At 43.7% G+C, this 24,736-nt stretch carries 25 protein-coding genes and 1 tRNA gene; 22 read left to right on the top strand and 4 right to left on the bottom strand.

Translation table 11 applies throughout. From position 1 onward, the window contains the following. Positions 1 to 30 precede the first annotated feature (30 nt). The 7 genes from pssA to argF all read left to right on the top strand — a co-directional run bounded on the left by pssA (position 31) and on the right by argF (position 6,345). The gene (gene pssA / locus B3S93_RS07220; protein WP_292357232.1) at positions 31 to 774 is read left to right on the top strand and encodes a CDP-diacylglycerol--serine O-phosphatidyltransferase; all 744 of its coding nucleotides are present in this window, start codon (positions 31 to 33) and stop codon (positions 772 to 774) included. 165 nt (positions 775 to 939) lie between these two features. Next, positions 940 to 2,472 (top strand): 2-isopropylmalate synthase, encoded by a 1,533-nt coding sequence (locus B3S93_RS07215; protein ID WP_292357230.1) that lies wholly within the window; start codon positions 940 to 942, stop codon positions 2,470 to 2,472. After that, positions 2,472 to 2,966 (top strand): DNA polymerase III subunit psi, encoded by a 495-nt coding sequence (locus B3S93_RS07210; RefSeq protein ID WP_292399051.1) that lies wholly within the window; start codon positions 2,472 to 2,474, stop codon positions 2,964 to 2,966. Before B3S93_RS07215 ends, B3S93_RS07210 begins: the two co-directional genes overlap by 1 nt. Continuing rightward, on the top strand, positions 2,959 to 3,438 hold the full coding sequence (gene rimI, locus B3S93_RS07205; RefSeq protein WP_292357226.1) for a ribosomal protein S18-alanine N-acetyltransferase: 480 nt from the start codon (positions 2,959 to 2,961) through the stop codon (positions 3,436 to 3,438). Before B3S93_RS07210 ends, rimI begins: the two co-directional genes overlap by 8 nt. A gap of 62 nt (positions 3,439 to 3,500) precedes the next feature. Continuing rightward, on the top strand, positions 3,501 to 4,082 hold the full coding sequence (gene sodB, locus B3S93_RS07200; protein WP_014707224.1) for a superoxide dismutase [Fe]: 582 nt from the start codon (positions 3,501 to 3,503) through the stop codon (positions 4,080 to 4,082). A gap of 165 nt (positions 4,083 to 4,247) precedes the next feature. Then, a complete protein-coding gene (locus tag B3S93_RS07195; RefSeq protein WP_292399048.1) occupies positions 4,248 to 5,447 on the top strand; it encodes an aspartate aminotransferase family protein in 1,200 nt (399 codons plus the stop codon). Between the two features lies 1 nt (position 5,448). Next, positions 5,449 to 6,345 carry an ornithine carbamoyltransferase gene (gene argF, locus B3S93_RS07190; protein ID WP_292399045.1) on the top strand — a complete coding sequence of 299 codons (897 nt, stop codon included), beginning with the start codon at positions 5,449 to 5,451 and terminating at the stop codon, positions 6,343 to 6,345. A gap of 6 nt (positions 6,346 to 6,351) precedes the next feature. Here the strand turns inward: argF and murU are convergent, their stop codons facing one another. Both murU and B3S93_RS07180 read right to left on the bottom strand, forming a co-directional pair. After that, on the bottom strand, positions 6,352 to 7,026 hold the full coding sequence (gene murU / locus B3S93_RS07185; RefSeq protein WP_292399043.1) for an N-acetylmuramate alpha-1-phosphate uridylyltransferase MurU: 675 nt from the start codon (positions 7,024 to 7,026) through the stop codon (positions 6,352 to 6,354). Then, on the bottom strand, positions 7,023 to 8,012 hold the full coding sequence (locus B3S93_RS07180) for an aminoglycoside phosphotransferase family protein (RefSeq protein WP_292399040.1): 990 nt from the start codon (positions 8,010 to 8,012) through the stop codon (positions 7,023 to 7,025). Before B3S93_RS07180 ends, murU begins: the two co-directional genes overlap by 4 nt. Before the next feature lie 165 nt (positions 8,013 to 8,177). Between B3S93_RS07180 and B3S93_RS07175 the strand changes: the two genes are divergently transcribed. Beyond that, on the top strand, positions 8,178 to 8,582 hold the full coding sequence (locus tag B3S93_RS07175) for a hypothetical protein (protein ID WP_292399037.1): 405 nt from the start codon (positions 8,178 to 8,180) through the stop codon (positions 8,580 to 8,582). Positions 8,583 to 8,589: 7 nt separating this feature from the next. Here the strand turns inward: B3S93_RS07175 and B3S93_RS07170 are convergent, their stop codons facing one another. Both B3S93_RS07170 and B3S93_RS07165 read right to left on the bottom strand, forming a co-directional pair. Further along, the gene (locus tag B3S93_RS07170; protein ID WP_292399033.1) at positions 8,590 to 9,183 is read right to left on the bottom strand and encodes a Maf family protein; all 594 of its coding nucleotides are present in this window, start codon (positions 9,181 to 9,183) and stop codon (positions 8,590 to 8,592) included. A gap of 14 nt (positions 9,184 to 9,197) precedes the next feature. Next, positions 9,198 to 10,832, bottom strand: coding sequence for an alpha-D-glucose phosphate-specific phosphoglucomutase (locus B3S93_RS07165; RefSeq protein WP_292399450.1), 1,635 nt, complete (start codon positions 10,830 to 10,832; stop codon positions 9,198 to 9,200). 88 nt (positions 10,833 to 10,920) lie between these two features. On the opposite strand from B3S93_RS07165, the gene B3S93_RS07160 reads away from it, so the two are divergent. The 14 genes from B3S93_RS07160 to rpmF all read left to right on the top strand — a co-directional run bounded on the left by B3S93_RS07160 (position 10,921) and on the right by rpmF (position 24,664). Further along, positions 10,921 to 11,829 carry a cation diffusion facilitator family transporter gene (locus B3S93_RS07160; RefSeq protein ID WP_292399029.1) on the top strand — a complete coding sequence of 303 codons (909 nt, stop codon included), beginning with the start codon at positions 10,921 to 10,923 and terminating at the stop codon, positions 11,827 to 11,829. A 36-nt stretch (positions 11,830 to 11,865) separates the two neighbouring features. Continuing rightward, positions 11,866 to 12,453: a nuclease-related domain-containing protein gene (locus tag B3S93_RS07155; RefSeq protein WP_292357210.1), complete on the top strand. Its 588-nt coding sequence runs from the start codon at positions 11,866 to 11,868 to the stop codon at positions 12,451 to 12,453. A gap of 2 nt (positions 12,454 to 12,455) precedes the next feature. Beyond that, positions 12,456 to 13,379 (top strand): 5'-nucleotidase, encoded by a 924-nt coding sequence (locus B3S93_RS07150; RefSeq protein WP_292399026.1) that lies wholly within the window; start codon positions 12,456 to 12,458, stop codon positions 13,377 to 13,379. Next, positions 13,376 to 14,818, top strand: coding sequence for an HDOD domain-containing protein (locus B3S93_RS07145; RefSeq protein ID WP_292399024.1), 1,443 nt, complete (start codon positions 13,376 to 13,378; stop codon positions 14,816 to 14,818). Before B3S93_RS07150 ends, B3S93_RS07145 begins: the two co-directional genes overlap by 4 nt. Before the next feature lie 67 nt (positions 14,819 to 14,885). Further along, positions 14,886 to 14,970 (top strand) — tRNA-Leu (locus tag B3S93_RS07140). 63 nt (positions 14,971 to 15,033) lie between these two features. After that, on the top strand, positions 15,034 to 16,332 hold the full coding sequence (gene tig / locus B3S93_RS07135; protein ID WP_292357204.1) for a trigger factor: 1,299 nt from the start codon (positions 15,034 to 15,036) through the stop codon (positions 16,330 to 16,332). Positions 16,333 to 16,421: 89 nt separating this feature from the next. Further along, complete coding sequence (gene clpP, locus B3S93_RS07130) at positions 16,422 to 17,057, top strand: ATP-dependent Clp endopeptidase proteolytic subunit ClpP (RefSeq protein ID WP_292357202.1); 636 nt, start codon at positions 16,422 to 16,424, stop codon at positions 17,055 to 17,057. Between the two features lie 29 nt (positions 17,058 to 17,086). Then, the gene (gene clpX / locus B3S93_RS07125) at positions 17,087 to 18,358 is read left to right on the top strand and encodes an ATP-dependent Clp protease ATP-binding subunit ClpX (protein ID WP_292399022.1); all 1,272 of its coding nucleotides are present in this window, start codon (positions 17,087 to 17,089) and stop codon (positions 18,356 to 18,358) included. Between the two features lie 145 nt (positions 18,359 to 18,503). Further along, the gene (lon, locus tag B3S93_RS07120) at positions 18,504 to 20,939 is read left to right on the top strand and encodes an endopeptidase La (RefSeq protein WP_292399019.1); all 2,436 of its coding nucleotides are present in this window, start codon (positions 18,504 to 18,506) and stop codon (positions 20,937 to 20,939) included. A 27-nt stretch (positions 20,940 to 20,966) separates the two neighbouring features. Beyond that, on the top strand, positions 20,967 to 21,692 hold the full coding sequence (locus B3S93_RS07115; protein ID WP_292399016.1) for an SPOR domain-containing protein: 726 nt from the start codon (positions 20,967 to 20,969) through the stop codon (positions 21,690 to 21,692). A 111-nt stretch (positions 21,693 to 21,803) separates the two neighbouring features. Then, entirely contained in the window at positions 21,804 to 22,295 is a 492-nt protein-coding gene (locus B3S93_RS07110; RefSeq protein ID WP_292357195.1) for a CvpA family protein, read from the top strand. Positions 22,296 to 22,315: 20 nt separating this feature from the next. Then, complete coding sequence (gene purF / locus B3S93_RS07105; protein ID WP_292357193.1) at positions 22,316 to 23,824, top strand: amidophosphoribosyltransferase; 1,509 nt, start codon at positions 22,316 to 22,318, stop codon at positions 23,822 to 23,824. A 68-nt stretch (positions 23,825 to 23,892) separates the two neighbouring features. Further along, entirely contained in the window at positions 23,893 to 24,450 is a 558-nt protein-coding gene (locus B3S93_RS07100) for a YceD family protein (protein WP_292399013.1), read from the top strand. Between the two features lie 34 nt (positions 24,451 to 24,484). Then, the gene (gene rpmF, locus B3S93_RS07095) at positions 24,485 to 24,664 is read left to right on the top strand and encodes a 50S ribosomal protein L32 (RefSeq protein WP_014707203.1); all 180 of its coding nucleotides are present in this window, start codon (positions 24,485 to 24,487) and stop codon (positions 24,662 to 24,664) included. The last annotated feature ends 72 nt before the right edge of the window (positions 24,665 to 24,736 follow it).

Raw genomic sequence — 24,736 nt, 5'->3', positions numbered from 1 at the left:
AACTACTTCTTCTCTGAATACAGGACATTTATGGATAATCATGAAGAACAACAAAAACGCGGCATTTACCTTTTACCGAATCTATTTACCACAGCCTGCCTGTTCGCTGGTTTCTACGCCATTGTCGCTGCTATAAGAGGCGACTTTACCACTGCAGCAGTCGCAATCTTTGTTGCGATGATTATGGATGGGTTGGATGGACGCATTGCTCGTTTAACCAATACCCAGAGCGCTTTTGGAGCAGAGTATGACAGCCTTGCCGATATGGTTGCTTTTGGTCTGGCGCCTGCTTTGGTCATGTTTGAATGGGCTTTGAATGGTTTGGGTAAGTTTGGTTGGATGGTGGCATTTATTTACGCTGCCTGCGGTGCGTTACGTCTCGCACGCTTTAATACTCAGGTAGGAATTGCTGATAAACGCTATTTTCAAGGATTGCCAAGTCCTGCTGCCGCAGCCTGTATCGCTGGCTGGGTCTGGGTAGGACATAACAATCAACTGGATCCTTCATTGTTATCATTTGTAGGTGTGCCACTGACGTTTGCCACCGCAATCCTTATGGTCAGTACTGTGCGTTACCACAGTTTTAAAGAACTGGATTTGCGTGGAAAAGTACCCTTTATGGTGATGCTGGGCTTGGTGTTGGTTTTTGCACTAATTGCAACAGATCCGCCAATTGTTCTTTTCACCGCATTTTTACTTTATGCGATTTCCGGACCTGTTTTTACACTGATTCAATTACGTAAGCATCGTAACGAACGCGCACAATCAAAATAAACCAACGGATAGTAGTGAGACCAACCATTTCTCACATCAGTGCGAGAAATAGATGTTTATGAGGAAAAATAATCTTGCAATTCTTTCTGCAACCCTCATTTAACCTCATTATAATGACAATAAAAAATGTGCTCAGCGATGAGCAGAATGTTCGGAGCGAGCGAAATGAAAGACCAGTTAATAATATTTGATACCACGTTACGTGATGGGGAGCAGAGTCCTGGCGCATCGATGACCAAAGATGAAAAGGTGAGGATTGCCAAATCTCTGGAACGTATGCGGGTTGATATTATTGAGGCTGGGTTTCCAATTGCCAGTATAGGTGATTTTGAGGCCGTGCAAGCTGTTGCTAAAGCGGTTAAAGACAGTCGTATTTGTGGCCTGGCTCGTGCCCTGGACAAAGATATTGATCGGGCCGGTGAGGCGCTTAAATCAGCCAATGCGTCTCGTATTCATACCTTTATTGCCACCTCACCCATCCATATGCAGATGAAATTGCGGATGCAGCCGGATGAAGTGATTGAGAATGCTGTAAAGGCGGTGAAACGGGCACGACTTTATACTGATGATGTTGAGTTTTCACCGGAAGATGCCGGGCGCAGTGATCTGGACTTTCTCTGTAGGGTGCTGGAAGCTGTTATTGATGCCGGCGCTAAAACCTTGAATATTCCGGATACTGTTGGTTACAACCTGCCGCATCAATTTGGCGAATTAATCAAAAATCTGCGGGAAAGAATTCCAAATTCGGATAAAGCCATTTTCTCGGTGCATTGTCACAACGATTTGGGTCTGGCGGTGGCTAATTCGCTCTCAGCCGTTATGAATGGTGCCCGACAAGTTGAATGTACCATTAATGGGTTGGGTGAAAGAGCCGGCAATGCTTCTTTAGAAGAAGTGGTGATGGCCGTGCGAACACGTCAGGATATGTTTGATTGTGATACCCGCCTGGATACCACACAAATATTGGCAGCTTCACGTCTGGTTTCAGGTGTCACCGGTTTTGTAGTGCAGCCGAACAAAGCGATAGTCGGTGCCAATGCCTTTGCCCATGAGTCCGGTATTCATCAGGATGGTGTACTGAAAAATCGCGAAACGTATGAAATCATGCGAGCTGAAGATGTGGGCTGGAATACCAATCGTATGGTTCTTGGCAAGCATTCCGGACGCAACGCCTTCCGTTCACGATTAAAAGAGTTGGGAATAGAACTGGAGTCCGAAGAAGATTTAAATACAGCATTTATGCGGTTTAAGGAATTGGCAGATAAAAAACATGAAGTTTTTGATGAAGATATTCAAGCACTTGTCAGTGATACCTTGACGGAGGATAACGAGCGGATTCGCTTGATTTCAATGCGAGTATGCAGTGAAACTGGAGAGATTCCGGTAGCCAATGTCACCCTTGCGGTTGACGATAGCGAAGTTAAAACCGAGATGAAAGGCAGTGGACCGGTTGATGCCGCTTTTAAAGCGATTGAATCAATGGTACAGAGCCATACGGAATTGCAGTTGTATTCTGTAAGCAACATTACCAGTGGCACCGATTCTCAGGGAGAGGTCAGCGTCCGGCTGGAAAAAGGTGGTCGTATTGTCAGTGGTCAGGGTACTGACACTGATATTGTTATCGCTTCAGCCAAAGCTTACATCAATGCCCTCAATAAAATGTTATTGCCCTCTGATCGGGCGCATCCGCAAGTCTGATGAGTTTATCTGCTGAACAATATTTTGCACTTGAACAGATGGGTATTCCTGTCTGGGTGCAAAGACAAGATGACGCTGTTCAACCTGATTTAACCACTTCGGAAAGTGAAATTGTTAATCATCTTGACTATACAAATTCGTGGTTAGTTATTTCTGAAAATGCACTTACACCAGTGGAAAACCGACTGTTACGAGCCATTTTTGTTAGTATTGGTATTAGTCTGGACGATGTGACAGTGATGGATAAGCAGTATGTAAACGTTCTAAAGATGTTTTCGGCTGATAAAACCGTAGCATTGGTATTAGGTTCAGAATTGGCAGCGAAACTGAACGTAAAGCCCCATGAAGCATTATCCTGCCAGCAACTCGAAAATAATCTGCAAACGTTGGTCGGGCCAAGTCTGCGAACAATGCTGGAGCAACCACTGCTTAAGTTCGAGATGTGGCAAACTATCCAGAGACTTCGGAACTTAAGAGCATACCCGAGTGACTGAGTTAGCAATTAGTCATATGCAACTGGCAGATATAGAAAAAGTCTGGCAGATTGAAAAACAGTCAAATCGTTTTCCCTGGTCCAAAGGTAATTTTGAAGACTGTCTGAAAAGCGGTTATCGAACATTTCTCTACGCAATAGATAATGAGATAATTGGCTACAGCGTTGTACAATCTGTACTGGACGAAGTTCATTTACTGAATATTTGCGTCAAACCCGGTCATCAGGGTAAAGGCTTTGGTAGACAGATTCTGAATCATGTTATTGAGATTGCACTGGAGCAATCTGCTGCAATTATTGTATTAGAAGTTCGAGCCAGTAACTTCAGGGCTCAACAGCTTTATTTATCAACCGGTTTTAATGAAATGTCAGTACGTCGAGGTTATTATCCTGCTGAACAGGGCAGGGAAGATGGCGTTTTGATGGGACTGGAACTTGGCATGTTCGCGCAGCTTGGTCAAAACTTGCTATAAGACATGCCCTCACTTAGACTAACGTGTTTACGTTGGTTATTTTCAATCAAGGAGATTTTTTTATGGCTTTTGAATTGCCACCACTTCCTTATGCAAAAGATGCTTTGGAACCACACATCTCTGCAGAGACTCTTGAATACCATTACGGTAAACATCACCAAACATATGTAAATAACCTGAACAATCTGGTTCCTGGAACCGAATTTGAAGGTCAACCGCTGGAAACCATTATCACTAAATCCAGTGGTGGTGTTTTCAATAATGCTGCACAGGTTTGGAATCACACTTTCTACTGGAACTGCCTGACACCGAATGGCAAAGATGCTGTTTCTGGTGATCTGGCTGCTGCAATTGATGCCAAGTTTGGTTCATTTGCAGAATTTAAAGATCAATTTACCAAGTCGGCGACCACTAACTTCGGTTCAGGTTGGACATGGCTGGTAAAAAATGCTGATGGCAGCATTGAGATTGTGAATACCAGCAATGCTGGTTGCCCGCTTACAGCAGGCCAAACACCATTACTAACCTGTGATGTTTGGGAACATGCTTACTACATTGATTACCGAAATGCCCGTCCTAAATATCTGGAATCATTCTGGACACTGGTAAATTGGGATTTTGTTGCGGCTAATTTCGCAGCATAAACGTTAAGATTAGTCAGTAGTCTTATGACTGCTGACTGATTCGTTATATAATTTATGGTTTTTGGAATATGGCAGTTTTCTTTTGAAACTGCCATTTTTCGTTTCAATCCAGCAGAAATATCTGCTGATATGTCGCCTTGAAAAACAGGCAGGGAGATAAATGCCATGACCGAATCTGTCATGCCTACTTATGGACGTTTGGATATTACTTTTGCTAAAGGGGAAGGTGCTTGGCTGACTGATACCCGTGGCGAGCGATATCTTGATGCATTAAGTGGTATTGCGGTTTGCAATCTTGGGCATTGCCACCCTGCGGTGACGCGAGCGATTTCTGAGCAGGCTTCAACATTAATACATACCTCGAATATGTACCACATCGAAAAACAGCAGCTATTGGCAGATAAGCTGACACAAGTGTCTGGTATGGAACAGGTTTTTTTCTGTAATTCCGGTGCTGAGGCAAATGAAGCGGCCATTAAAATTGCCCGTAAATACGGTCACAGCAAAGGCATTGATAAACCGGTCATTATTGTTATGGATGGCAGCTTCCATGGTCGGACGATGGCGACCTTGACCGCAACCGGTAATGCAAAGGTTCAGGCTGGTTTTGAGCCATTGCTCCCTGGCTTTGTGAGGGTTCCTTACAATGACATCGATGCGGTACGCATGGCGGTCAGCCACTGGCCTGAAGCGGTAGCGGTCTTAGTTGAACCGGTTCAGGGTGAGGGCGGTATCAAGGTTCCCGACAGTGAATATTTGTCTGCTATTCGGGATCTCTGTACGCAGCGCAAATTATTGATGATGCTCGATGAAGTACAGACAGGTGTGGGTCGGACTGGAAAATGGTTTGCCTATCAACATAAAGCGGATTTATTGCCGGATGTCATGACGTTGGCAAAAGGTTTGGGCAATGGTATGCCTGTAGGCGCCTGTCTGGTTGCTGGTTTGGCTAAAGGCGTATTACAGGCCGGTAATCATGGTTCAACATTTGGTGGTAACCCGTTAGCCTGTAGTGCTGCTCTAGCCGTTTTGGAGACGATTGAAAAAGAACAGTTATTGGGTCATGTCAGCAGACTGGGTGAGCAGATGTTTCAGCAATTTAAACAACAGCTGGGCAAGACTGAAGGCGTGAAAGAAGTACGTCATCTGGGCTTTATGTTTGGTATTGAGCTCACCACGCCATGTGCAGAACTGGTTAAATTGGCTTTGCAGGAAAATATTTTGATCAACGTAACATCTGAAAAAGTTATTCGTTTATTGCCGCCAATGATTATTAATGCTGAGGAAGCGGTGTTGATCGTCAATAAGGTAAGTCAATTGATCAAAACCTTTCTTGCGACACGGCCTGTAGAGAGCGTAGCCTGATATGAGACATTTTCTTACGCTTAAGGATTTATCGCCAGCCGAACTGGGGCTGTTGATTGCACGGGCCACAGAACTGAAAAAGATGCACAAGGCGGGCGAAATCTACCAGCCATTGAAAAATAAAGTCCTGGCAATGATTTTTGAAAAATCTTCAACTCGTACCCGCGTATCGTTTGAATCAGCGATGGTGCAGTTTGGTGGTGGTTCAATCTTTTTATCACCCGATGATACCCAACTGGGCAGAGGCGAGCCGATTGAGGACTCCGCCAGAGTCATTTCCAGCATGGTTGATGCCGTCATGATCCGAACCTTTGAGCATAGCAAGATTGAAACCTTCGCTAAATATTCATCGGTACCGGTGATCAACGCCTTGACTGATGATTTTCATCCCTGTCAATTGCTGGCTGATATGCAAACCTATCAGGAACATCGTGGTGATATTCGTGGAAAAACGGTTGTGTGGATTGGTGATGGCAATAATATGTGTCATTCCTATATTAATGCTGCTCAACAGTTTGGTTTTAATTTAAATATTGCCACCCCTGAAGGCTATGAGCCCAAAACAGAGGTTATCGATGCGGTAGATGCACAGGTTCGCCTGTTTAATGACCCTATACAGGCTGCTGAGCATGCTGATTTAGTGGTAACCGATGTTTGGGCCAGCATGGGGCAGGAAGAGGAACAGCGAAAACGAGAAGCCGCATTTGCTGCGTTTCAGGTGGATAAAAAGGTCATGCAACATGCCGCTACCGATGCATTATTTATGCATTGTCTGCCAGCACATCGTGGTGAAGAAGTCACAGCAGATGTCATTGATGGCCAGCAAAGTGTCGTTTGGGATGAAGCTGAAAATCGACTTCATGCGCAAAAAGCCTTATTGGAGTTTCTCTGCGCCTGAAGGCCGTTAAATGTCGAGTTGCTTGGCCAGTAAAGTTAAGCGCTCGACCGTTCCAATATCAGACCACTGACCCTGATAATGTTGCCCAGTCGCTTTTTTCTGCTTCATAACCTCAACAAAAAATGGCTTTAAGGCACGTTTGGCAACCGGATGCTCTGCAAACATTTCCGGACGGTAAATTCCAATACCACTGAATGTCAGTTTTGGCTCACCTTCAAGTGATAGCAAACCTTCTGATTCAAGATAAAAGTCTCCGGCAGGGTTGTGCGCAGGATTATTCACCATAACCAGGTGACATAGTTGCTCAGTAGATAACTCAATCTTGGCGAGATCAGCAAACGGAAAATCTGTCCAGATATCGCCATTTACCACCAGAAAAGGTTCATTGCCTAGTATTGGTAATGCCTGAATTATTCCACCAGCGGTTTCCAGCCCGCCAGCGACTTCAGCTGAATATTCAAAATGAGCATGATAGCGTTCACCACTGCCCAATATTGGCTCAAATTGCTCACCAAGATGAGCATGATTAATCACAATATCATTAAGCCCTGCATCGACCAGTTTCTCAATCAGATATTCAATCAAGCGTTTTGGACCAGCATGCAGCAAAGGTTTAGGAGTGTGATCGGTAAGCGGTCTGAGCCGTTCACCGCGACCTGCTGCGAGAATCATTACTTTCATATTATGGCCGCAATTTTAGGTTGTTCAATAAGATATTGATAGAGATTTTGTAGCTCTGGATAGCGCTCACAAACTTGATAGACATAATTTAAAGTCAATGCTAAATCATTCATATAATTAGGTTTATTGTCGCGATAATTCAGGCGACAGAAGATCCCAAGTATTTTAAGGTGGCGTTGTAAGCCCATTAAATCAAACCAACGAGGAAATTTTTCTGCTTGCTCGGTTGTTAACAATCCATGTTGTTGTGCCTGTTCAATATAATATCCAACCCACTGCTGTTGTTCAGCCGAAGACCATTGGATATACACATCACGCAACAATGAAACTAAGTCATAACTAATGGCGCCAATCACGGCATCCTGAAAATCAATTATTCCCGGTTTTTGTCCCTGCAGGTACATCAGATTTCGTGAATGAAAATCCCGATGCACAATAACCTGAGGTTGCTCTAAAGCGTTTTGCGTTAAAAATTCGAATGTTGCAGCTAACCATTCGGGCGGATGTAATCCCAAATGGCGCTGCAAAAACCAGTCATCAAACAGTAGTATTTCACGTTGTAGTAATGCGGCATCATATTGAGGTAATGAATGGTTTTCGCAGGGAATCAGCTGCAGGGTTATCAGACTGTCAATGGCTTTTTTATAAAGCTCATCAGCCGTTTCAATGGATAGCTGTGAAAGGTAAGGGGTTTTACCCAGATCGCTCAGTATTAGAAACCCCTGCTGTAGATCCTGCTCGTAAATATGGGGTACATTCAGCCCGTATTGCTCCAGCAATGTCGCCACGTGAATGAATGCATGATTATTTTCATGCTCCGGAGGCGAATCCATAACAATAAAACTGGCATCCATTTGCTGTAATCGAAAATAACGTCGAAAACTGGCATCGCTGGAGGCAGGTGTTAACGAATAGTTTTTATCGGTCACAAAGTCTTGCAACCATTGTTGCAATTGTTGAAAGCGTATATCTTGTTTATGGTTCATCTGGGATGTGCGTTATTAAGTTTAAGAAATTATCCCAACAAGTGAGATAACTGCATTGAATTGGATGGCAGATTGTAGCGTATTCGCACTCAATGGGATAATTTGACCTATAAGCGCGGTCTCAGCATGGCAACAAAAAAACTATAAATATCTGGAGAGGATGTAATGATTAAGCACTATCTGGCTGCTGGTTCACTGGCAATTTTCAGTACTCTTGCAATAGCAGAAGAATCGATTCTGACCCCTTGGGATATGCCCCAGGAAGCCATTAATGAAATGACAAGTAATATCACCGCTTACAACAAGTGCATGATGGAGTCACGGTTAAATGCCAGTAAAACCGGCAACTCAGCTACACAAAATGCTGATGATATTCTGCAATCATGTGAGCCTAAACTCGACGAACTGAAAGAATTGTTGACGGCTAATAATGTGAATCCCGGTCTTACCGAAGGAATGGCAAGAAGTTTACGTTCAAAAGCAGCCCGTCAGTTGATGGGACAGACGATGAACAATTTGGCAGCTCAGGCTGCAGCAATGGAAAATGTTGAAAAAAGTAAAAAGCAATAAACGTGGTTTAATTGCACTGCTGTGCCAACACATCCACACCTTCGTTGGCCAGCAGTTCTATCAAGCGAATCAGTGGTAAACCAATCAAACTATTTGGATCCTGTCCGCGCAACTCCTTAAACAGGCTGATGCCAAATCCTTCCGATTTAAAACTTCCTGCGCATTGATAGGGCTGTTCAGTCGTTAGATAAAACTCAATCTGTTCGGCAGAAAGTGCTCTGAAAACTACTTCAAAATAATCGACTACAGATTGCATATTTCCCGTGGCAGCATTAAACAACGCCAGTCCGGTCATAAACGTTACGGTATTACCGGAAGCTGCAGAAAGCTGTTCAATCGCTTTGAGATGATTTCCTGGTTTACCCATCACTTGACCATTCAATACGGCGACCTGATCAGAGCCAATGATAAGGCTGTCAGGATACTGTTCAGCAATTTTACGGGCTTTGCTTTCTGCCAGTCGTCTTACCAAGTGGTCTGGTGTTTCATTGGGTTTTGGGCTTTCATCAATATCTGGTGAAGCTGTCAGAAAGCTCAAATGTAATTTAGCAAGCAGTTCCGCACGGAAAGGGGAGCTGGAACCTAAAATTAATGTTTGCATGCGTGGTAGTTAACCTAGGTAATGACAGTTGGAACATTGCGACCAGTAAGCGATTTGATTTTGGCAAGACTATCAGCAAGCTCAATCAAATCCTTCAGTCGTGTTTGGGTGTCCTCAAATAATTTATCCGGATTATCCTCGATAGCTTCGATATAAACCCTTAGAGTTGCCCCTTGGGTGCCGGTGCCGGATAGTCTGAAAATAATACGGCAACCATCAGTAAAGCCAATACGAATACCCTGGTTTTCAGCAATGCTTTTGTCGACTGGATCGTGATAACTGAAATTATCCGCATAATCGACGATATAACCATTCAGAGACTGACCCGCTAAGTCAGGCAATTTCTGCTGTAACCCTTCCATCAACTGATTGGCTATCTCGATTGGAATTTCTTCATAATCATGGCGAGTGTAATAATTTCGACCATACTTCTGCCAGTGCTGACGTACAATTTCACTGACAGATTGCTGTCTGATTGCCAGAATATTCAGCCAGAATAATACTGCCCATAAACCATCTTTTTCCCGGATATGATTAGAGCCGGTGCCAAAACTTTCTTCACCGCAAATAGTTGCCATATCAGCATCAAGAAGGTTGCCAAAAAACTTCCAGCCAGTCGGTGTTTCATGCATGGGGATATTTAAAGCATGAGCGACACGATCAGCGGCCTGACTGGTCGGCATGGAACGGGCGATACCTTTAAGTCCTTTTTGATAAGCCGGAATTAATTCTGCATTCGCTGCCAGTATCGCCAGACTGTCGGAAGGAGTGACAAATATACCGTGACCCAGAATCATATTGCGATCGCCATCGCCATCCGAAGCCGCACCAAAATCCGGACCAATATCGGCAAACAATTCTTCCACCAATTCTGCGGCGTAGGTTAGGTTGGGGTCAGGATGTCCGCCGGCAAAATCGGGTTGTGGAACACCATTAATGACCGTACCAGCTTCTGCACCCAGACGTTTTTCAAGGATTTCTTTTGCATAAGGGCCAGTTATGGCATGCATGGCATCAAAACGCATTTGGAAACGACCATTGCATAGCAGGGCTCTGATGGCCGGGAAATCAAAAATATCAGACATCAATTCAGCATAATCGGCAACCGGATCAATAATATCAATCTGCATATCCTGTAAATATTGTGTACCAATTTCTGTCAACGAAATATCTGCACATTCCAATATCTGGTAAGAAGAAATATGTTGACTGTTTTTGTAGATAGCTTCAGTAATACTCTCGGGAGCCGGTCCACCATTACGGATATTGAACTTGATACCAAAATCACCCTCCTGACCAGCAGGATTGTGGCTGGCTGAGAGTATCACGCCACCAAAGGCATGGTATTTACGAATGACACAGGAAGCTGCTGGCGTTGACAGCAGCCCATGCTGGCCGATAATCAGTCTTTTAAAACCATTGACTGCTGCCATTTTGACAATTGTCTGGATGGCTGTTTGGTTATAAAATCGCCCATCTCCGCCAATAACTAATGTCTGATCTTGAGTGTCACCAACAGAGTCAAACATTGCCTGTACAAAGTTTTCCAGATAATGTTTTTGCTGAAAAACCCGGACTCGTTTACGCAGTCCAGAGGTGCCAGGACGTTGATCATTAAACGGCTGACTATTGATGGTGGTCGACATGATATTTCCTGAAAATGGCGAATAATTTCTGATTGGTTAATACAATGTAATTTTGCTTTCCACTGTGATTGTGTCTCACTATACTGAGAACATGTTACGGTCTCAACACTTCAGTAATGCCGCTTTAATGCGAATAGCAAGTTATGCGTCGGTCATTACTGCATTAGCGCTTATTACTGCCAAGTTAACCGCCTGGTATATTTCTGATTCCATGAGTATTCTGGCTAGTCTTATTGATTCCAGTCTGGATTTGCTGGCGTCACTGGTGAATTTGCTCGCCATTCGGCATGCCCTTCAGCCCGCGGATAAAGAACACCGTTTTGGTCATGGTAAGGCCGAGCCTCTTGCTGCATTAGGTCAGTCCATGTTTATCACTGGTTCTGCGATAATGCTGTTGTTTCAGGCCAGTGGTCGACTGATAACTCCTCAACCCTTAACAACCGGTATTGAATTGGGAATAGCGGTGATGCTGTTTTCCATGCTTGCCACTATCGGTTTATTGTTTGTGCAACGCTTTGTCATCATTAAAACTAATTCGTCTGCCATTCGGGCCGACTCTCTGCATTATCGATCTGATTTATTAATCAATTTCAGTGTCATTATCGCGCTGTTTTTATCCCATTTTGGGTTAATTTGGCTGGATCCGCTCATGGCGATTTTCATCGCAATTTATGTTTTGTTCAGTGCCTGGAGAATATTAAGAGATGCTGTTGATCTACTAATGGATCATGAAATTACTGATAAAGAGAGACAACAGATAATCCAAACAGCCTTAACGCATTCTCAAGCAAAAGGTGTACATGATTTACGCACCAGACGCTCGGGTACCACTACCTTTATACAATTACATCTGGAACTGGATCCCGAACTGAGTCTGCAACAGGCCCATGATGTCAGTGTGGCAGTAAGTCAGGATATTCGGGGGTTATTTGATGAGTCAGAAGTTATAATTCATCAGGATCCAATCAACGATCAGTCAATTGAACAAAGCCCGGCTTAATCGCCGTATAATATAAATTTCGGGAGTACCATTCATTTGCTTGAAGAATTTTCTGTAGAGTTGGCCGTCGGGCTAAGCATTGTTGCAGTAATTATTATCTGTTTACTCTATCGGCTTTTTTTTCGTAGAAGTCCTTCACAGCTCCAAATCGAGCAAGTGTTAAAACCCTACAAACAGGATGAACTTAACAATGTCATTCTTCCAGACGGGGTCGGCGGTATACTGGAAATTGAAAAGCTTTTTCTGCTGGAACAAGGTATTTTGATTTTGCGGGACTATCCAATTAGTGGTCATTTATTCGGTGCAGAACAAATTGAACAATGGACGCAAATTGTGGATGGGCGGAGTTATAAATTTACTAACCCCCTGCATCATCTTGAAAATGCGCGGCAGGCCATCCGCTCTTTGATTCCTAAAATGCCGGTATTCTGTCATGTGGTTTTTACTGCAGAGAGTAATTTTCCCAAAGGTAAGCCCGCATCCGTTTCAGTATTGACGAGTTTTGAACAGGATATGCAGAGGTTGTTTAATAGCCCGAAACTGCCAAAAGAGAGCCGAGAACAAATGTGGAACGTGATTAAACAAAATATACGCAACGATGCTCAATCATTGATCAGGGAGTAAACGTGGAGACGGGGACAAAACCATTGGTAGTGGCTATTTCATCACGTGCTTTGTTTGATTTGGATGAAAGCCACCGTATCTACGAAGAGCAGGGCACAGAGGCCTATTGCCGCTTTCAGATAGAAAATGAAGATGTGCCTTTGGAACCAGGTGGGGCATTCAATCTGGTCAAAAAGTTACTTGCCTTAAACGACAATAACCCTAAAACACCGCGGGTTGAAATTATATTACTGTCACGTAACAGTGCAGATACCGGATTACGGGTTTTCAATTCAATTCAATATCATAATTTAGGCATCATTCGCGCCGTGTTTACCTCCGGCAGCAGTCCTTATCGGTACGTTGCACCATTTAGCGCCAACCTGTTTTTGTCTACCAGCCCGGAAGATGTTCGTATGGCCCTTGAGGCAGGTATTGCCGCTGCGACTATCCTGCCATCAAATCTGGGGCATAACTCTGAATCAGAACAATTACGCATCGCCTTTGATGGGGACGCTGTCATCTTTTCGGATGAATCTGAAAGAATATTTAAAGAACGCGGTCTTGAAGCCTTCACCGAAAATGAGCAGCAAACAGCCAGACAGGCGCTATCGGGTGGTCCCTTTAAAGACTTTTTAATGGCCCTGAATAAAATTCAAACTGAATATCCAGAAAACAGTTCACCGATTCGTACCGCCTTGGTTACTGCACGTTCTGCTCCCGCTCATGAACGGGTTATCCGCACCTTGAGAGAGTGGGGCATTCGTATTGATGAAGCCATTTTTCTGGGTGGGATGGAAAAAGGGCCTTTCCTTAAATCGTTTGGTGCTGATATCTTTTTTGATGATCAGGAACGACATTGCATTTCTGCAAGAGATCACGTGGCAACAGGCCATGTTCCGCATGGCATTGCCAATCAGCTTATATTGAAAGATAACAACGAATGACACCAATTCCTGTTGCCGCACAACGGTTTATCCATCAGCTGACCAATAAACACATGCCGGTATTTCCAAATACCATGTTGGAGATTAACCAGATTCTCGAGCAGGAAGATAGCGCGGCAGTTGATGTTGCGCAGGTCATTCTTCGTGATGCAGCATTAACCAGTCGTTTGCTGAAAATGGCCAACAGTGTTTACTACAATCCTCAGGGTCACCATATTAATACTGTATCGCGGGCATTGATGTTGTTGGGGTTTGAACAAGTCAAAGTTCTCGCGCTGACACTGGTGTTGATTGACTCTCTAAAGGCCACCAAACGCCACGACAAAGTACTTAAGGAAATGGCTGTTTCCCTGCATGCCGCTGTTCAGGCACAAAATATGGCAATCCTCTGTCATTCCGAAACGCCTGAGGATATTTTTATCGCTGCATTGTTATCACGTTTAGGACATTTAACTTTTTGGGCGTTTGCTGATGACAAAACCGTAACCGCGTTTGAAAACCAGGATTGCAGTGCTGCTGCCGAGAGTGACGTATTGGGTTTTACGCTTCAGCAACTGACTCAAGGCCTGGCAGAAGCCTGGTCGTTAAATGATTTATTAATCGATAGTTTTCGGCCGAATGTGAAATCCGAATCCGTTCTGATCATTAGATATGCTGGACAGTTGGCGATTGAAACCAGTAAAGGCTGGAATGCGGACAAACTTAACCCATGGTTTGAGAAAGTTGTCTCGTTGACACACCAAAAACTGGAAACCTTGAAACCCTCTGTATATGACAGTGCATTGTCGGCACAAAAGTTACTTAACCTCACCGGTAGTGAGCGGGTGAGAGGTTTGATACCGCTTCCTCCAGAATTAAAAGCTGAAGGAGAGCAGCAGGATTTTGTGAGTGATTTTGAAGAAACCTCAGATTATCCGGCACCCGACCAATCGATGCAGCTACGCATTCTGCAAGACATTTCACAAGCCATCCAGGAGCATTGTGGTATCAATTTGATACTGGAAATGGTGATGGAGGGTATTTATCGCGGCGCGGGAATGGATAGAGTGATTTTTGCCGTATTATCCGCAGATAAAAAGCAACTGAATTGTCGTTACGTACTAGGCAATCAAAACGAGCAGTTTTGCGAGTTGTTTCAGGTATCAATGGAGAGCAATGCTCAAACCCTTTTTAAAGATTTACTCGCTGCTGAAGATGCCGTATTGATCGACGACTCACAACCTGCGCTGTTAAAAAAACTGCACAGGGAAAGTAATCAACTAATGGCGGGCAAACCGATGCTGGCTATGCCGTTAAAAAAATCCAACAAACCGGTGGGGTTATTTCTGGCTGACAGACATGCTTCTGAGCGAGGATTAAATCGTCAGGATCTGATCGCTTTTCGTCAATTTTGCCAGCAGGCATCATTGGCATTCACCTTTTTGACAATACAAGGCTAGTTTTGGTTAGTTTATCTGGCTATAATGGCCGACTTGATTTGATATGAATGCATATTAATAACGATTTGCGAGAGTGGCGGAATTGGTAGACGCGCTGGATTTAGGTTCCAGTAGGGTAACCTGTGAGAGTTCGAGTCTCTCCTCTCGTACCATTTACAATTGTCGGCGCATAGACGCCAGCAATGCGCTTAATCCCCGTGTTTGAGGTTTAAAGAATGCAAGTAACTGTAGAAAATGTCAGCGAACTCGGTCGTAAAATGACCATCACCGTGGAAGATGCAAATATTGAACAGGCTGTTGAAAAACGCTTGGTTTCTATCCGCCCGACTGTTCGAATGGCTGGTTTCCGTCCCGGTAAAGTTCCGATGAAGATGCTGGTTAAAACGCATGGTCCCTCAGCACGCCGTGATGTGATTGATCAGATTGTTCAAGACAGTATGCGCGAAGCGTTCACTCAAGAAAATGTTAATCCTGCAAGCCCTCCTCATATCGATAGCATGAAAGAAGAAGATTCAACATTAATATATACGTTGAATTATGAGATCTTTCCTGAAATCGATGCAGTAAAGGTAGACGATATCAAGCTGGAAAAAACCGTTGCAGAAGTCAGTGACGAAGATGTCGACAAAATGCTTGAAACCTTGCGTGAGCAACGCATGACATGGGAACCATTAAAACGTGCCGCTAAAGAAGAAGATGGTGTCACCATCGATTTCGTCGGCAGTATTGATGGCGAAGAATTTCAGGGCGGTAAAGGTCAGGATGTTCTCGTTGTCATTGGTAATAACAGTATGCTGCCTGAATTTGAACAGCAACTGGTTGGCGTCAAACCCAACCAGGAACTGACTATTTCAATGACCTTCCCGGAAGATTATCGCGCTGAGCACCTGCGAGGTAAAAAAGCCGATTTTGCTGTCACTGTTAAACAGGTGGCCAAAAAGAAATTGCCAAAACTGGACAAAGAGTTTGCTGAAATGTGTGGCGTTGAAGGTGGCTTAGCCGCTTTGAAAAAAGAAGTCCGTTCAAATATGGAACGTGAACTTGCAGCGGCACTTAAAAATGTGAACAAGCGCAAAGCAATGGATAGTGTTGCAGCCAATAATGAAATTGCTTTACCTGAAGCACCGGTTGAGCGTGAAGCTAATTACTTGATGGAACAGGCTAAGAATAACCTGCGCAATCAAGGTGTTAACGTTGAAGGCTTACCTTTTGAATTAAGTAATTTCAAGGAAAATGCAGAAAAACGTGTCAAACTGAGTCTGCTTATCGGTAAGATTATTTCTGATAACAACATTCAACCTGAAGAAAAACGGGTTCGTGAAGCCATTGAAGCTATTGCTGCCAGTTATGAAGATCCTGAAGACGTTATGAACTATTACATGACCAATCAGGATAAATTATCTGAAATCCAAATGATGGTTGTCGAAGATACTGTTGTTGAATGGATCTACGATAATGTTAAAGTTGAAGAAAAAGCATCTTCATTTTCTGAAGTGATGAATGCTGTAGCCTAAAGGCACTAGCAAGTTTTTTTACAAAGACAGCCCGTGCTCAAACTTTTGGGCACGGGTTATTTTTTATTTGGCATTAAAACAGGACCGCTATGAGCACTAAATTTTCTGAGCAACTCAATCCAGTTCAAAATGCATTGGTTCCAATCGTAGTTGAACAAACTTCACGTGGTGAACGTTCTTACGATATCTATTCCCGTCTGCTAAAAGAACGTATTATCTTTTTAGTGGGTCAGGTTGAAGACCATATGGCGAACTTGATTGTCGCCCAGATGTTGTTTCTTGAATCTGAAAATCCGGACAAAGATATTCATCTTTATATCAATTCGCCGGGTGGTGCTGTGACCGCCGGTCTGGCAATCTATGACACAATGCAATTTATCAAACCCCAAGTCAGCACTTTGTGTATTGGTCAGGCCGCCAGCATGGGCGCATTATTGCTCACTGCGGGTGCTAAGGGAAAACGTTTCGCCTTGCCAAACTCACGCATTATGGTGCATCAACCTTTAGGCGGATTTCAGGGGCAGGCATCGGATATCGATATTCATGCAAAAGAAATTTTAAGCATTCGTGATCGATTAAATGGAATTATGGCCCATCACACTGGTCAGGATATTAAGAAAATTGAACGTGATACTGACCGTGATAATTTCATGAATGGTGAACAAGCAGCAGAATATGGTTTAATTGATTCTGTTATGAAAAGCCGACCTGAAGAAAAGTCTTGAGCAATCACAAACGTTAGGAAAGTAGTGCGATGAGCGATGACAAAAAAAACGACGACAAATTACTTTACTGTTCATTCTGCGGTAAAAGCCAACATGAAGTTAAAAAACTGATCGCTGGACCTTCAGTATTTGTCTGCGATGAATGCGTTGAACTTTGCAATGATATTATTCGTGAAGAGCTACAAGAAAAAACCGATGAGGCCGCTGATTCGAGATTGCCATCACCCCATGAGATTGATTCAGCGCTAAACAATTACGTTATCGGTCAGGCAAAAGCTAAACGGGTGTTATCGGTAGCGGTATACAACCATTACAAACGACTTCGTCACGGCACCAAAAACGATGATGTTGAGTTATCCAAAAGTAATATCCTGCTAATTGGACCTACAGGTAGTGGTAAAACGCTTCTTGCTGAAACCCTGGCAAGACAGCTTAATGTTCCATTCACTATGGCTGATGCCACTACATTAACCGAGGCCGGTTATGTGGGTGAAGACGTTGAGAACATCATTCAAAAGCTGCTGCAGAAATGTGAATACGATGTCGAAAAGGCTGAAACCGGTATTGTCTACATCGACGAAATTGACAAGATTTCTAAAAAGTCTGATAACCCTTCCATTACACGTGATGTGTCAGGTGAAGGTGTTCAGCAGGCTTTATTGAAGTTGATTGAAGGCACCATCGCTTCTGTACCACCTCAAGGTGGCAGAAAACATCCGCAACAGGAGTTTTTGCAGGTTGACACCAGCAAGATCCTGTTTATCTGTGGCGGTGCATTTGCCGGATTGGATAAAGTTATCCGTAACCGTACCCATAAAGGTGGCATTGGCTTTTCTGCTGATGTTAAGAGTGTCGATTCCAACTCACCGACAAGTGAAGCATTACGCGGCGTTGAGCCAGAAGATTTAATCCAATATGGTTTGATTCCTGAATTTGTAGGTCGTTTGCCGGTAGTTGCAACGCTTGAGGAGCTTGATGAGGCTGCTTTGGTGCAGATTTTAACTGAGCCGAAAAATGCGCTGACCAAACAATATGAAAAACTGTTTGAACTGGAAAACTGTGAGCTGGAATTCAGAGCAGATGCGCTAAGAGCGATTGCCCGCAAAGCAATGGAGCGTAAAACAGGTGCTCGCGGTTTGCGTTCCATTATTGAAAATGTCCTGTTGGACACCATGTTTGACCTGCCGTCTTTGGATAATGTGACCAAAGTGGTTGTTGATGAGAGTGTTATCAACGGTGAAAACACGCCTATTTTGATTTACGAAGATCATCCTGCTGATCTCGCTTCAGGTGATAAATAATTTCCCACCTGTTGGATCTTTAAATTTTTGGCTGATATCGACGCGTCCGGTTTCTCCGGACGCTTGATTTCTTGATTCCTGTCCCCATATTGTTTTCACGAACACAATTACTGTGTCAGTTGACTCCCTTAAGAGGTCCGCATTGATGGAAAAAGAATTTGAAACTACATTAACTGATGGCAATGCACTGCAAAAAGTGCCTGTGCTGCCTCTTCGTGATGTTGTTGTATATCCTCACATGGTTATTCCTTTGTTTGTTGGACGTGAAAAATCCATCAAAGCACTTGAACATGCTACCGATGAAAACAAGCAAATCCTGCTGGTCGCTCAAAAAGATTCCGGTGAAGATTCACCTGCGCCCGAAAATCTGTATGAAACCGGAACGCTTGCCAATATTCTGCAATTGTTAAAATTACCTGATGGTACCGTGAAGGTATTGGTTGAGGGAACGCAACGTGCCAAAGTTGCTTTGTATGATAATAGCAACGCATTTTGCGAGGCAGAAGTTGCCAGTTTTATCGATGAACATCCTGATCAGCGTGAAGCTGACGTTTTAATGCGCACGTTGCTAAGTCAATTTGAGCAGTACGTCAAACTCAACAAAAAAATTCCACCTGAAGTTATTGCTTCTTTATCGAGCATTGAAGACCTCGCGCGCATGGCGGATACCGTTGCTGCGCATATGACGTTAAAACTTGAAGATAAGCAGCTGTTATTGGAAATGGCGGATGTAAAAGACCGCATTGAAAAATTAATGGCTTTTCTGGAATCGGAAATCGATATTCAGCAGATTGAAAAACGCATTCGTAATCGCGTCAAAAAACAGATGGAAAAAAGTCAGCGCGAATATTATCTGAACGAGCAGCTTAAAGCCGTGCAGAAAGAGCTTGGCGAGTTGGATGACACTGGTAATGAAGTCGAAGAATTAGCGGAAAAAATTGCCAATGCGGGCATGAGCCCTGAAGCACGTGACAAAGCTGAATCTGAGCTGAAAAAATTAAAAATGATGTCGCCGATGTCTGCTGAAGCCACAGTGGTTCGCAACTATATCGAATATCTACTCGAAGTGCCGTGGAAAAAACGTTCACGTGTCACTCTGGATCTGGATCACGCTCAGAAAGTGCTGGATGAAGATCATTATGGTCTGGAAAAAGTTAAAGAACGCATTATTGAATATCTCGCTGTCCAGAAACGGGTAAAAAAACTGAAAGGCCCGATTCTTTGTTTGGTTGGACCGCCTGGTGTTGGTAAAACATCGATTGCTCAATCAATTGCGCGTGCGACTAATCGTAAATTTAGCCGAATGGCGCTGGGTGGGGTACGTGATGAAGCTGAAATCCGTGGTCATCGTCGTACATACATTGGTTCAATGCCGGGTAAAGTGATTCAGAATATCTCCAAAACTGGTGTGCGGAACCCATTGTTTTTGCTAGATGAAATAGACAAGATGGCTCAGGATTTCCGAGGCGACCCCGCTTCGGCATTGCTGGAAGTCCTTGATCCTGAACAGAATTCAACATTTGCCGATCATTACCTGGAAGTTGAATATGATTTGTCTGATGTGATGTTTGTTTGTACTGCAAATACACTTAATATTCCGGATGCATTGCGTGACCGGATGGAAATCATTCGACTGGCGGGTTACACCGAAGATGAAAAACTGAATATTGCCTTACAGTACCTGCTTCCAAAAGTTATTAAAGACAATGGTTTAAAGGCCGGAGAAATTGAGATTACCGAAGCTGCAGTGATGGAAATCATTCGCCGTTATACACGCGAAGCGGGTGTTCGTAATCTGCAACGCGAAATCTCGAAAATCTGTCGCAAACTGGTTAAACAGATTCTTCGTGAATCACCTAAAGAGACAGTGGTTGTAACAGCGGATAACCTGGAAGATTATCTTGGTGTTTACCACTATCAATATGGTGTTGCCGAGGAAGATGATCGCATCGGTCAGGTCACTGGTCTGGCCTGGACTGAAGTCGGTGGCGAATTACTGACTATTGAATCTGCGGTGATGCCAGGTAAAGGTAAAGCGAGTTATACCGGTAAACTGGGTGATGTGATGCAGGAATCTATTCAGGCAGCAACCACTGTTGTTCGTTCAAGAGCAGTAGAGTGGGGTATTGCTGAGGATTATCTTCAAAGTCACGATTTGCATATCCATGTTCCTGAAGGTGCTACACCAAAAGATGGTCCTAGCGCGGGTATCGGTATGTGTACGGCGCTGGTATCTGCGATTACCGGAATTCCGGTTAAATCCAATGTGGCGATGACTGGTGAAATCACGTTGCGTGGTGAGGTCCTGGCAATCGGTGGTTTGAAAGAAAAATTGCTTGCTGCACATCGCGGTGGTATTGATACGGTTTTAATTCCCAAAGATAACGTCAAAGACTTACGGGAAATTCCAGATAATGTAAAATCCGGTTTGGAAATTATTCCGGTACGCTGGATTAATGAAGTTCTGGAAAAAGCCTTGCAACATATGCCAACAAAAGTGTTACCGACTCCGGATACTGCAACTGTTCTGCCGCCAGAACAGGCCAGTTTTCACGAAGTTAATACACAAAACCGGCACTAATCTGATAAAAGCGAGTAGCGGAGATTTATGATGACCCAAAAACAACAACAGCGTTTAATCGGGACGCTATTGCTTGTCTTTTTCATCGCCGTGCTCGCTTATATCGTTTTATCCAAAGTTAGTCAGACAGAATCCGGCAGACAGGAAGTCGAAGAAGAACCCATTCAGTTTTCATCGGTGATTGAGCCTTTACAGGAAAAGGTAGATGATGACTCAGAGTTGGAAACAGCTATGTCTTCCTCCGAAGCTTTTGTCGATATTGATCCTAAAGTTAAAGACAATACTGCTCCGCAGCTACCTGACGCTTTTGTGTCAGAACCTGTCACACCTGAAACTGTAGCACCAGCTCCTGTAACACCTGAACCTGAAACTGTAGCACCAGCTCCGGTACCTGAGGCTCCCAAACCTGCTCCCGCGCCAAAAGCTCCCGAACCTGAACCGGTAGTAGAAGCTCCAGCTCCCAAGATAAGTCAACCCGAGCCTAAAACAGAATCGACTCCTGCTCCGGCAGAAGCAAATTCGCGCTGGATTCTTCAGTTAGGCAGTTTTTCAATGGAAGCGAATGCAATCAGTCGGAAAAAGCAGTTGGAAGAGCTGGGTTATAAACCTACGATTGAGCAAACCCGTTCAGGTGGAAACGTTATTTATCGAGTGAGATTGCAACCGAGTGCAGATCGATCTGCTCTGGAAAAAACTGCTGAGTCAATACGTAACCAATTGAATATAAATACCCAGGTTTTCCCATATCAGTAATGCATCACAAACAACTCAATTAACTAGTTATTTAAAGTAAATATATTGGGTTCGTTTGTGCAATTCTGATAAAATTCTCCTTTTAACACGCTCGCTCGACGCGGAGTCATAATGAACTGGGTAGATTATTTAATAATCGGCATTATTTTGATTTCGTCGGGCATCAGTATCGTTCGCGGTTTTATAAAAGAAGTACTTTCGTTAATTAGCTGGATAGTGGCGATTTGGGTTGCATTCATGTTTTTTGCAAACTTCGCCAGTTTGTTAACGCCCTATATTGATACAGCTACACTACGTCTATTTATTGCATTCTTTGTCTTATTTGTTGTCACATTAATACTCGGGGCACTGGTTAATCATTTGATTTCACAATTGGTTGAAAAAACAGGTCTCAGCGGCACTGACCGTGCTCTGGGAGTGATTTTTGGTATTCTTAGAGGTGCAGCAATTGTCACTATATTAGTGTTGGCTGCCGGAGTAACACCCATGCCATCTGACAGTTGGTGGCAAAATTCTTTATTGTTACAACACTTTGAAGATCTGGCGATTTGGGTCAAACAGTTTTTACCAGCTGATGTCGCCGAACACGTTAACTTCAACTAATCCTGACAGGGTCTTAATATATGTGTGGAATTATCGGAATCGTAGGTCATTCAGAAGTCAACCAGGCACTTTATGACGGACTGACCGTTCAACAACATCGTGGTCAGGATGCCGCGGGAATCATGACGTGTGACCAGAACGGACGGTTTTATCTTCGCAAAGATAATGGACTGGTAAAAGATGTTTTTCATACCCGTCATATGATTCGTCTGAAAGGTTCAATGGGCATTGGCCATATACGCTATCCTACCGCGGGGTGTTCCAACTCAGCTGAATCCCAGCCATTTTATGTCAACTCGCCTTTCGGTATTGCACTGGCCCACAATGGTAACCTGACCAACACACAGCTGTTATCAGATCAATTGTTTAAAAGTGATCGTCGTCACCTTAATACCGGTTCAGATTCCGAAGTGTTATTAAATGTACTTGCTCACGAATTGCAGACTTCCGGAAAGCTCAAACCACAACCCGAAGATATTTTCAAAGCGGTTTCAGAAGTACATAAACGTTGTAAAGGTGCATATGCTGCAGTAGCGATGATTGCTGGCGTGGGTATGTTGGCTTTCCGTGATCCCTATGGTATCCGTCCTGCCGTTATTGGCAAGCGCGACTCAGAGCAGGGTACCGAGTATGTTGTGGCTTCTGAAAGTGTCGTGATGGACACGCTGGATTTCGAATTTATGCGTGATGTCCAGCCGGGAGAATGTATCTTTATTGACATGGAAGGCAGTTTCCACAGCCAGCAATGTGCAGAGAACCCTGTTAAATCACCCTGTATCTTTGAATACGTTTATTTTGCCCGTCCTGATTCAATGATGGACGGTATCTCTGTTCACAAAAGCCGTATGCGAATGGGCACTAAACTGGCAGAGAAAATCAAGCGCGAATTTCCTGATCATGACATTGATGTGGTCATTCCAATTCCCGATACCAGTCGCAGCGCTGCATTACAACTTTCATATGATTTAGGTGTGGTTTACCGCGAAGGCTTTATTAAAAACAGATATATCGGCCGGACGTTCATTATGCCCGGACAACAGCAACGTAAAAAATCAGTGAGACAAAAGCTCAATGCTATTGACCTGGAGTTTCGTGATAAAAATGTGTTGCTGGTCGATGATTCAATCGTCCGTGGTACAACTTCCCAGCAAATCGTGCAAATGGCTCGAGATGCTGGCGCGAAAAAAGTCTATCTTGCTTCCGCCGCACCACCAGTTCGTTTCCCTAATGTGTATGGTATTGATATGCCTTCACCCTCTGAATTTGTTGCGCATAATCGCAATGTTAAGCAAATTGCAGAAGAGCTGGGTGTAGACTGGTTGATTTATCAGGATTTAAACGATCTGGTTGAAGCCATTAACAAGAAAAGTGATGTTAAACGCTTTGATACGTCCTGTTTCGATGGTGATTACATTACCGGCGATATTGATGAAACCTATTTGTATTACATTGATGCGCTGCGTAATGACATGTCCAAACAGACTGAAGAAGAAGGTAACGTTACTATTGAGCTACATAATGACGTTTAAATTGCACAGTCATCGTACTAATTTCAAACGTTTGATTCCTGCTGAAATCAGCAGGAATCAACAGCTTTTTGCTGTTTGATACCAATTCTTATATAATCCCGTCGATTATGCATCAGCAATTGCCAAAAGAGATTGATCCGTTTCGTTTTGCTCACAGCGGTTTACAGATAGCGGGGGAAATCCCGGTCAGTAAAATGTCGCGGTTGAGCGAAATGTTGCACGACAATTCAGGAACAGTGTCGGTCGATATGCAGTTTGATATTGATACAACCGGCACGCCCTATATGCGTGGACAGTTTGCTGTAACGGTTAATCTGTTATGTGAACGTTGTATGGAGCCGATGGCTCATTCAATGAACATTACAACGATATTGGCACTGGTTCGGCACGAAGGGAAAATTGAAGGTCTTGCCGAACAATACGAGCCATGGATCTTGAATGATGCAAAACAAGTTGATCCGGCACAGATTGTGGAAGATGAGTTAATACTTGCCTTACCAATAGTGCCAAAACATGATTATCCATGTTTGCCAGAAGAATTATGGCAAGCAGGAGATGAAGAAATTGAGCCTGAAAAACCAGTCTCACCGTTTGCCGTTTTATCTTCGTTGAAATCGAAGAAATAATTTATTTGTCGTTTTGGGTTTAGGAGTTTAAGCCATGGCTGTTCAAAAGAGTAAAAAGAGTCCTTCACGTCGCGGTATGCGTCGTTCACATGATGCATTAACCGAGTCAACATTAGCAGTTGATTCGACTTCAGGTGAATTACACCGTCGTCATCATGTTACTGCTGACGGTTACTATCGTGGCCGTAAAGTCATTGCTGATAAGAGTGAATAAGGCTTAACAGAAATTGACTTTAACAATTTCGATTGATGCTATGGGCGGGGATCACGGACCTCAAGTCGTGAT

The organism is Methylophaga sp. UBA3613, assembly GCF_002375415.1.
Lineage (GTDB): Bacteria > Pseudomonadota > Gammaproteobacteria > Nitrosococcales > Methylophagaceae > Methylophaga.
The sequence above is the reverse complement of the archived record's forward strand: the minus strand, read 5'-3'. Positions and strand labels throughout refer to the sequence as shown.

What these genes read in the sequence shown, in the direction of transcription:
- pssA (WP_292357232.1), top strand. Translation starts at nt 31, where the DNA reads ATGGATAATCATGAAGAACAACAAAAACGCGGCATTTACCTTTTACCG.
- lon (WP_292399019.1), top strand. Translation starts at nt 18,504, where the DNA reads ATGGAAAAAGAATTTGAAACTACATTAACTGATGGCAATGCACTGCAA.
- argF (WP_292399045.1), top strand. Translation starts at nt 5,449, where the DNA reads ATGAGACATTTTCTTACGCTTAAGGATTTATCGCCAGCCGAACTGGGG.
- B3S93_RS07180 (WP_292399040.1), bottom strand. Translation starts at nt 8,012, where the DNA reads ATGAACCATAAACAAGATATACGCTTTCAACAATTGCAACAATGGTTG.
- B3S93_RS07110 (WP_292357195.1), top strand. Translation starts at nt 21,804, where the DNA reads ATGAACTGGGTAGATTATTTAATAATCGGCATTATTTTGATTTCGTCG.
- B3S93_RS07215 (WP_292357230.1), top strand. Translation starts at nt 940, where the DNA reads ATGAAAGACCAGTTAATAATATTTGATACCACGTTACGTGATGGGGAG.
- B3S93_RS07175 (WP_292399037.1), top strand. Translation starts at nt 8,178, where the DNA reads ATGATTAAGCACTATCTGGCTGCTGGTTCACTGGCAATTTTCAGTACT.
- clpP (WP_292357202.1), top strand. Translation starts at nt 16,422, where the DNA reads ATGAGCACTAAATTTTCTGAGCAACTCAATCCAGTTCAAAATGCATTG.
- tig (WP_292357204.1), top strand. Translation starts at nt 15,034, where the DNA reads ATGCAAGTAACTGTAGAAAATGTCAGCGAACTCGGTCGTAAAATGACC.
- B3S93_RS07145 (WP_292399024.1), top strand. Translation starts at nt 13,376, where the DNA reads ATGACACCAATTCCTGTTGCCGCACAACGGTTTATCCATCAGCTGACC.
- purF (WP_292357193.1), top strand. Translation starts at nt 22,316, where the DNA reads ATGTGTGGAATTATCGGAATCGTAGGTCATTCAGAAGTCAACCAGGCA.
- rpmF (WP_014707203.1), top strand. Translation starts at nt 24,485, where the DNA reads ATGGCTGTTCAAAAGAGTAAAAAGAGTCCTTCACGTCGCGGTATGCGT.
- B3S93_RS07170 (WP_292399033.1), bottom strand. Translation starts at nt 9,183, where the DNA reads ATGCAAACATTAATTTTAGGTTCCAGCTCCCCTTTCCGTGCGGAACTG.
- clpX (WP_292399022.1), top strand. Translation starts at nt 17,087, where the DNA reads ATGAGCGATGACAAAAAAAACGACGACAAATTACTTTACTGTTCATTC.
- B3S93_RS07160 (WP_292399029.1), top strand. Translation starts at nt 10,921, where the DNA reads ATGTTACGGTCTCAACACTTCAGTAATGCCGCTTTAATGCGAATAGCA.
- B3S93_RS07115 (WP_292399016.1), top strand. Translation starts at nt 20,967, where the DNA reads ATGATGACCCAAAAACAACAACAGCGTTTAATCGGGACGCTATTGCTT.
- B3S93_RS07195 (WP_292399048.1), top strand. Translation starts at nt 4,248, where the DNA reads ATGACCGAATCTGTCATGCCTACTTATGGACGTTTGGATATTACTTTT.
- murU (WP_292399043.1), bottom strand. Translation starts at nt 7,026, where the DNA reads ATGAAAGTAATGATTCTCGCAGCAGGTCGCGGTGAACGGCTCAGACCG.
- sodB (WP_014707224.1), top strand. Translation starts at nt 3,501, where the DNA reads ATGGCTTTTGAATTGCCACCACTTCCTTATGCAAAAGATGCTTTGGAA.
- B3S93_RS07210 (WP_292399051.1), top strand. Translation starts at nt 2,472, where the DNA reads ATGAGTTTATCTGCTGAACAATATTTTGCACTTGAACAGATGGGTATT.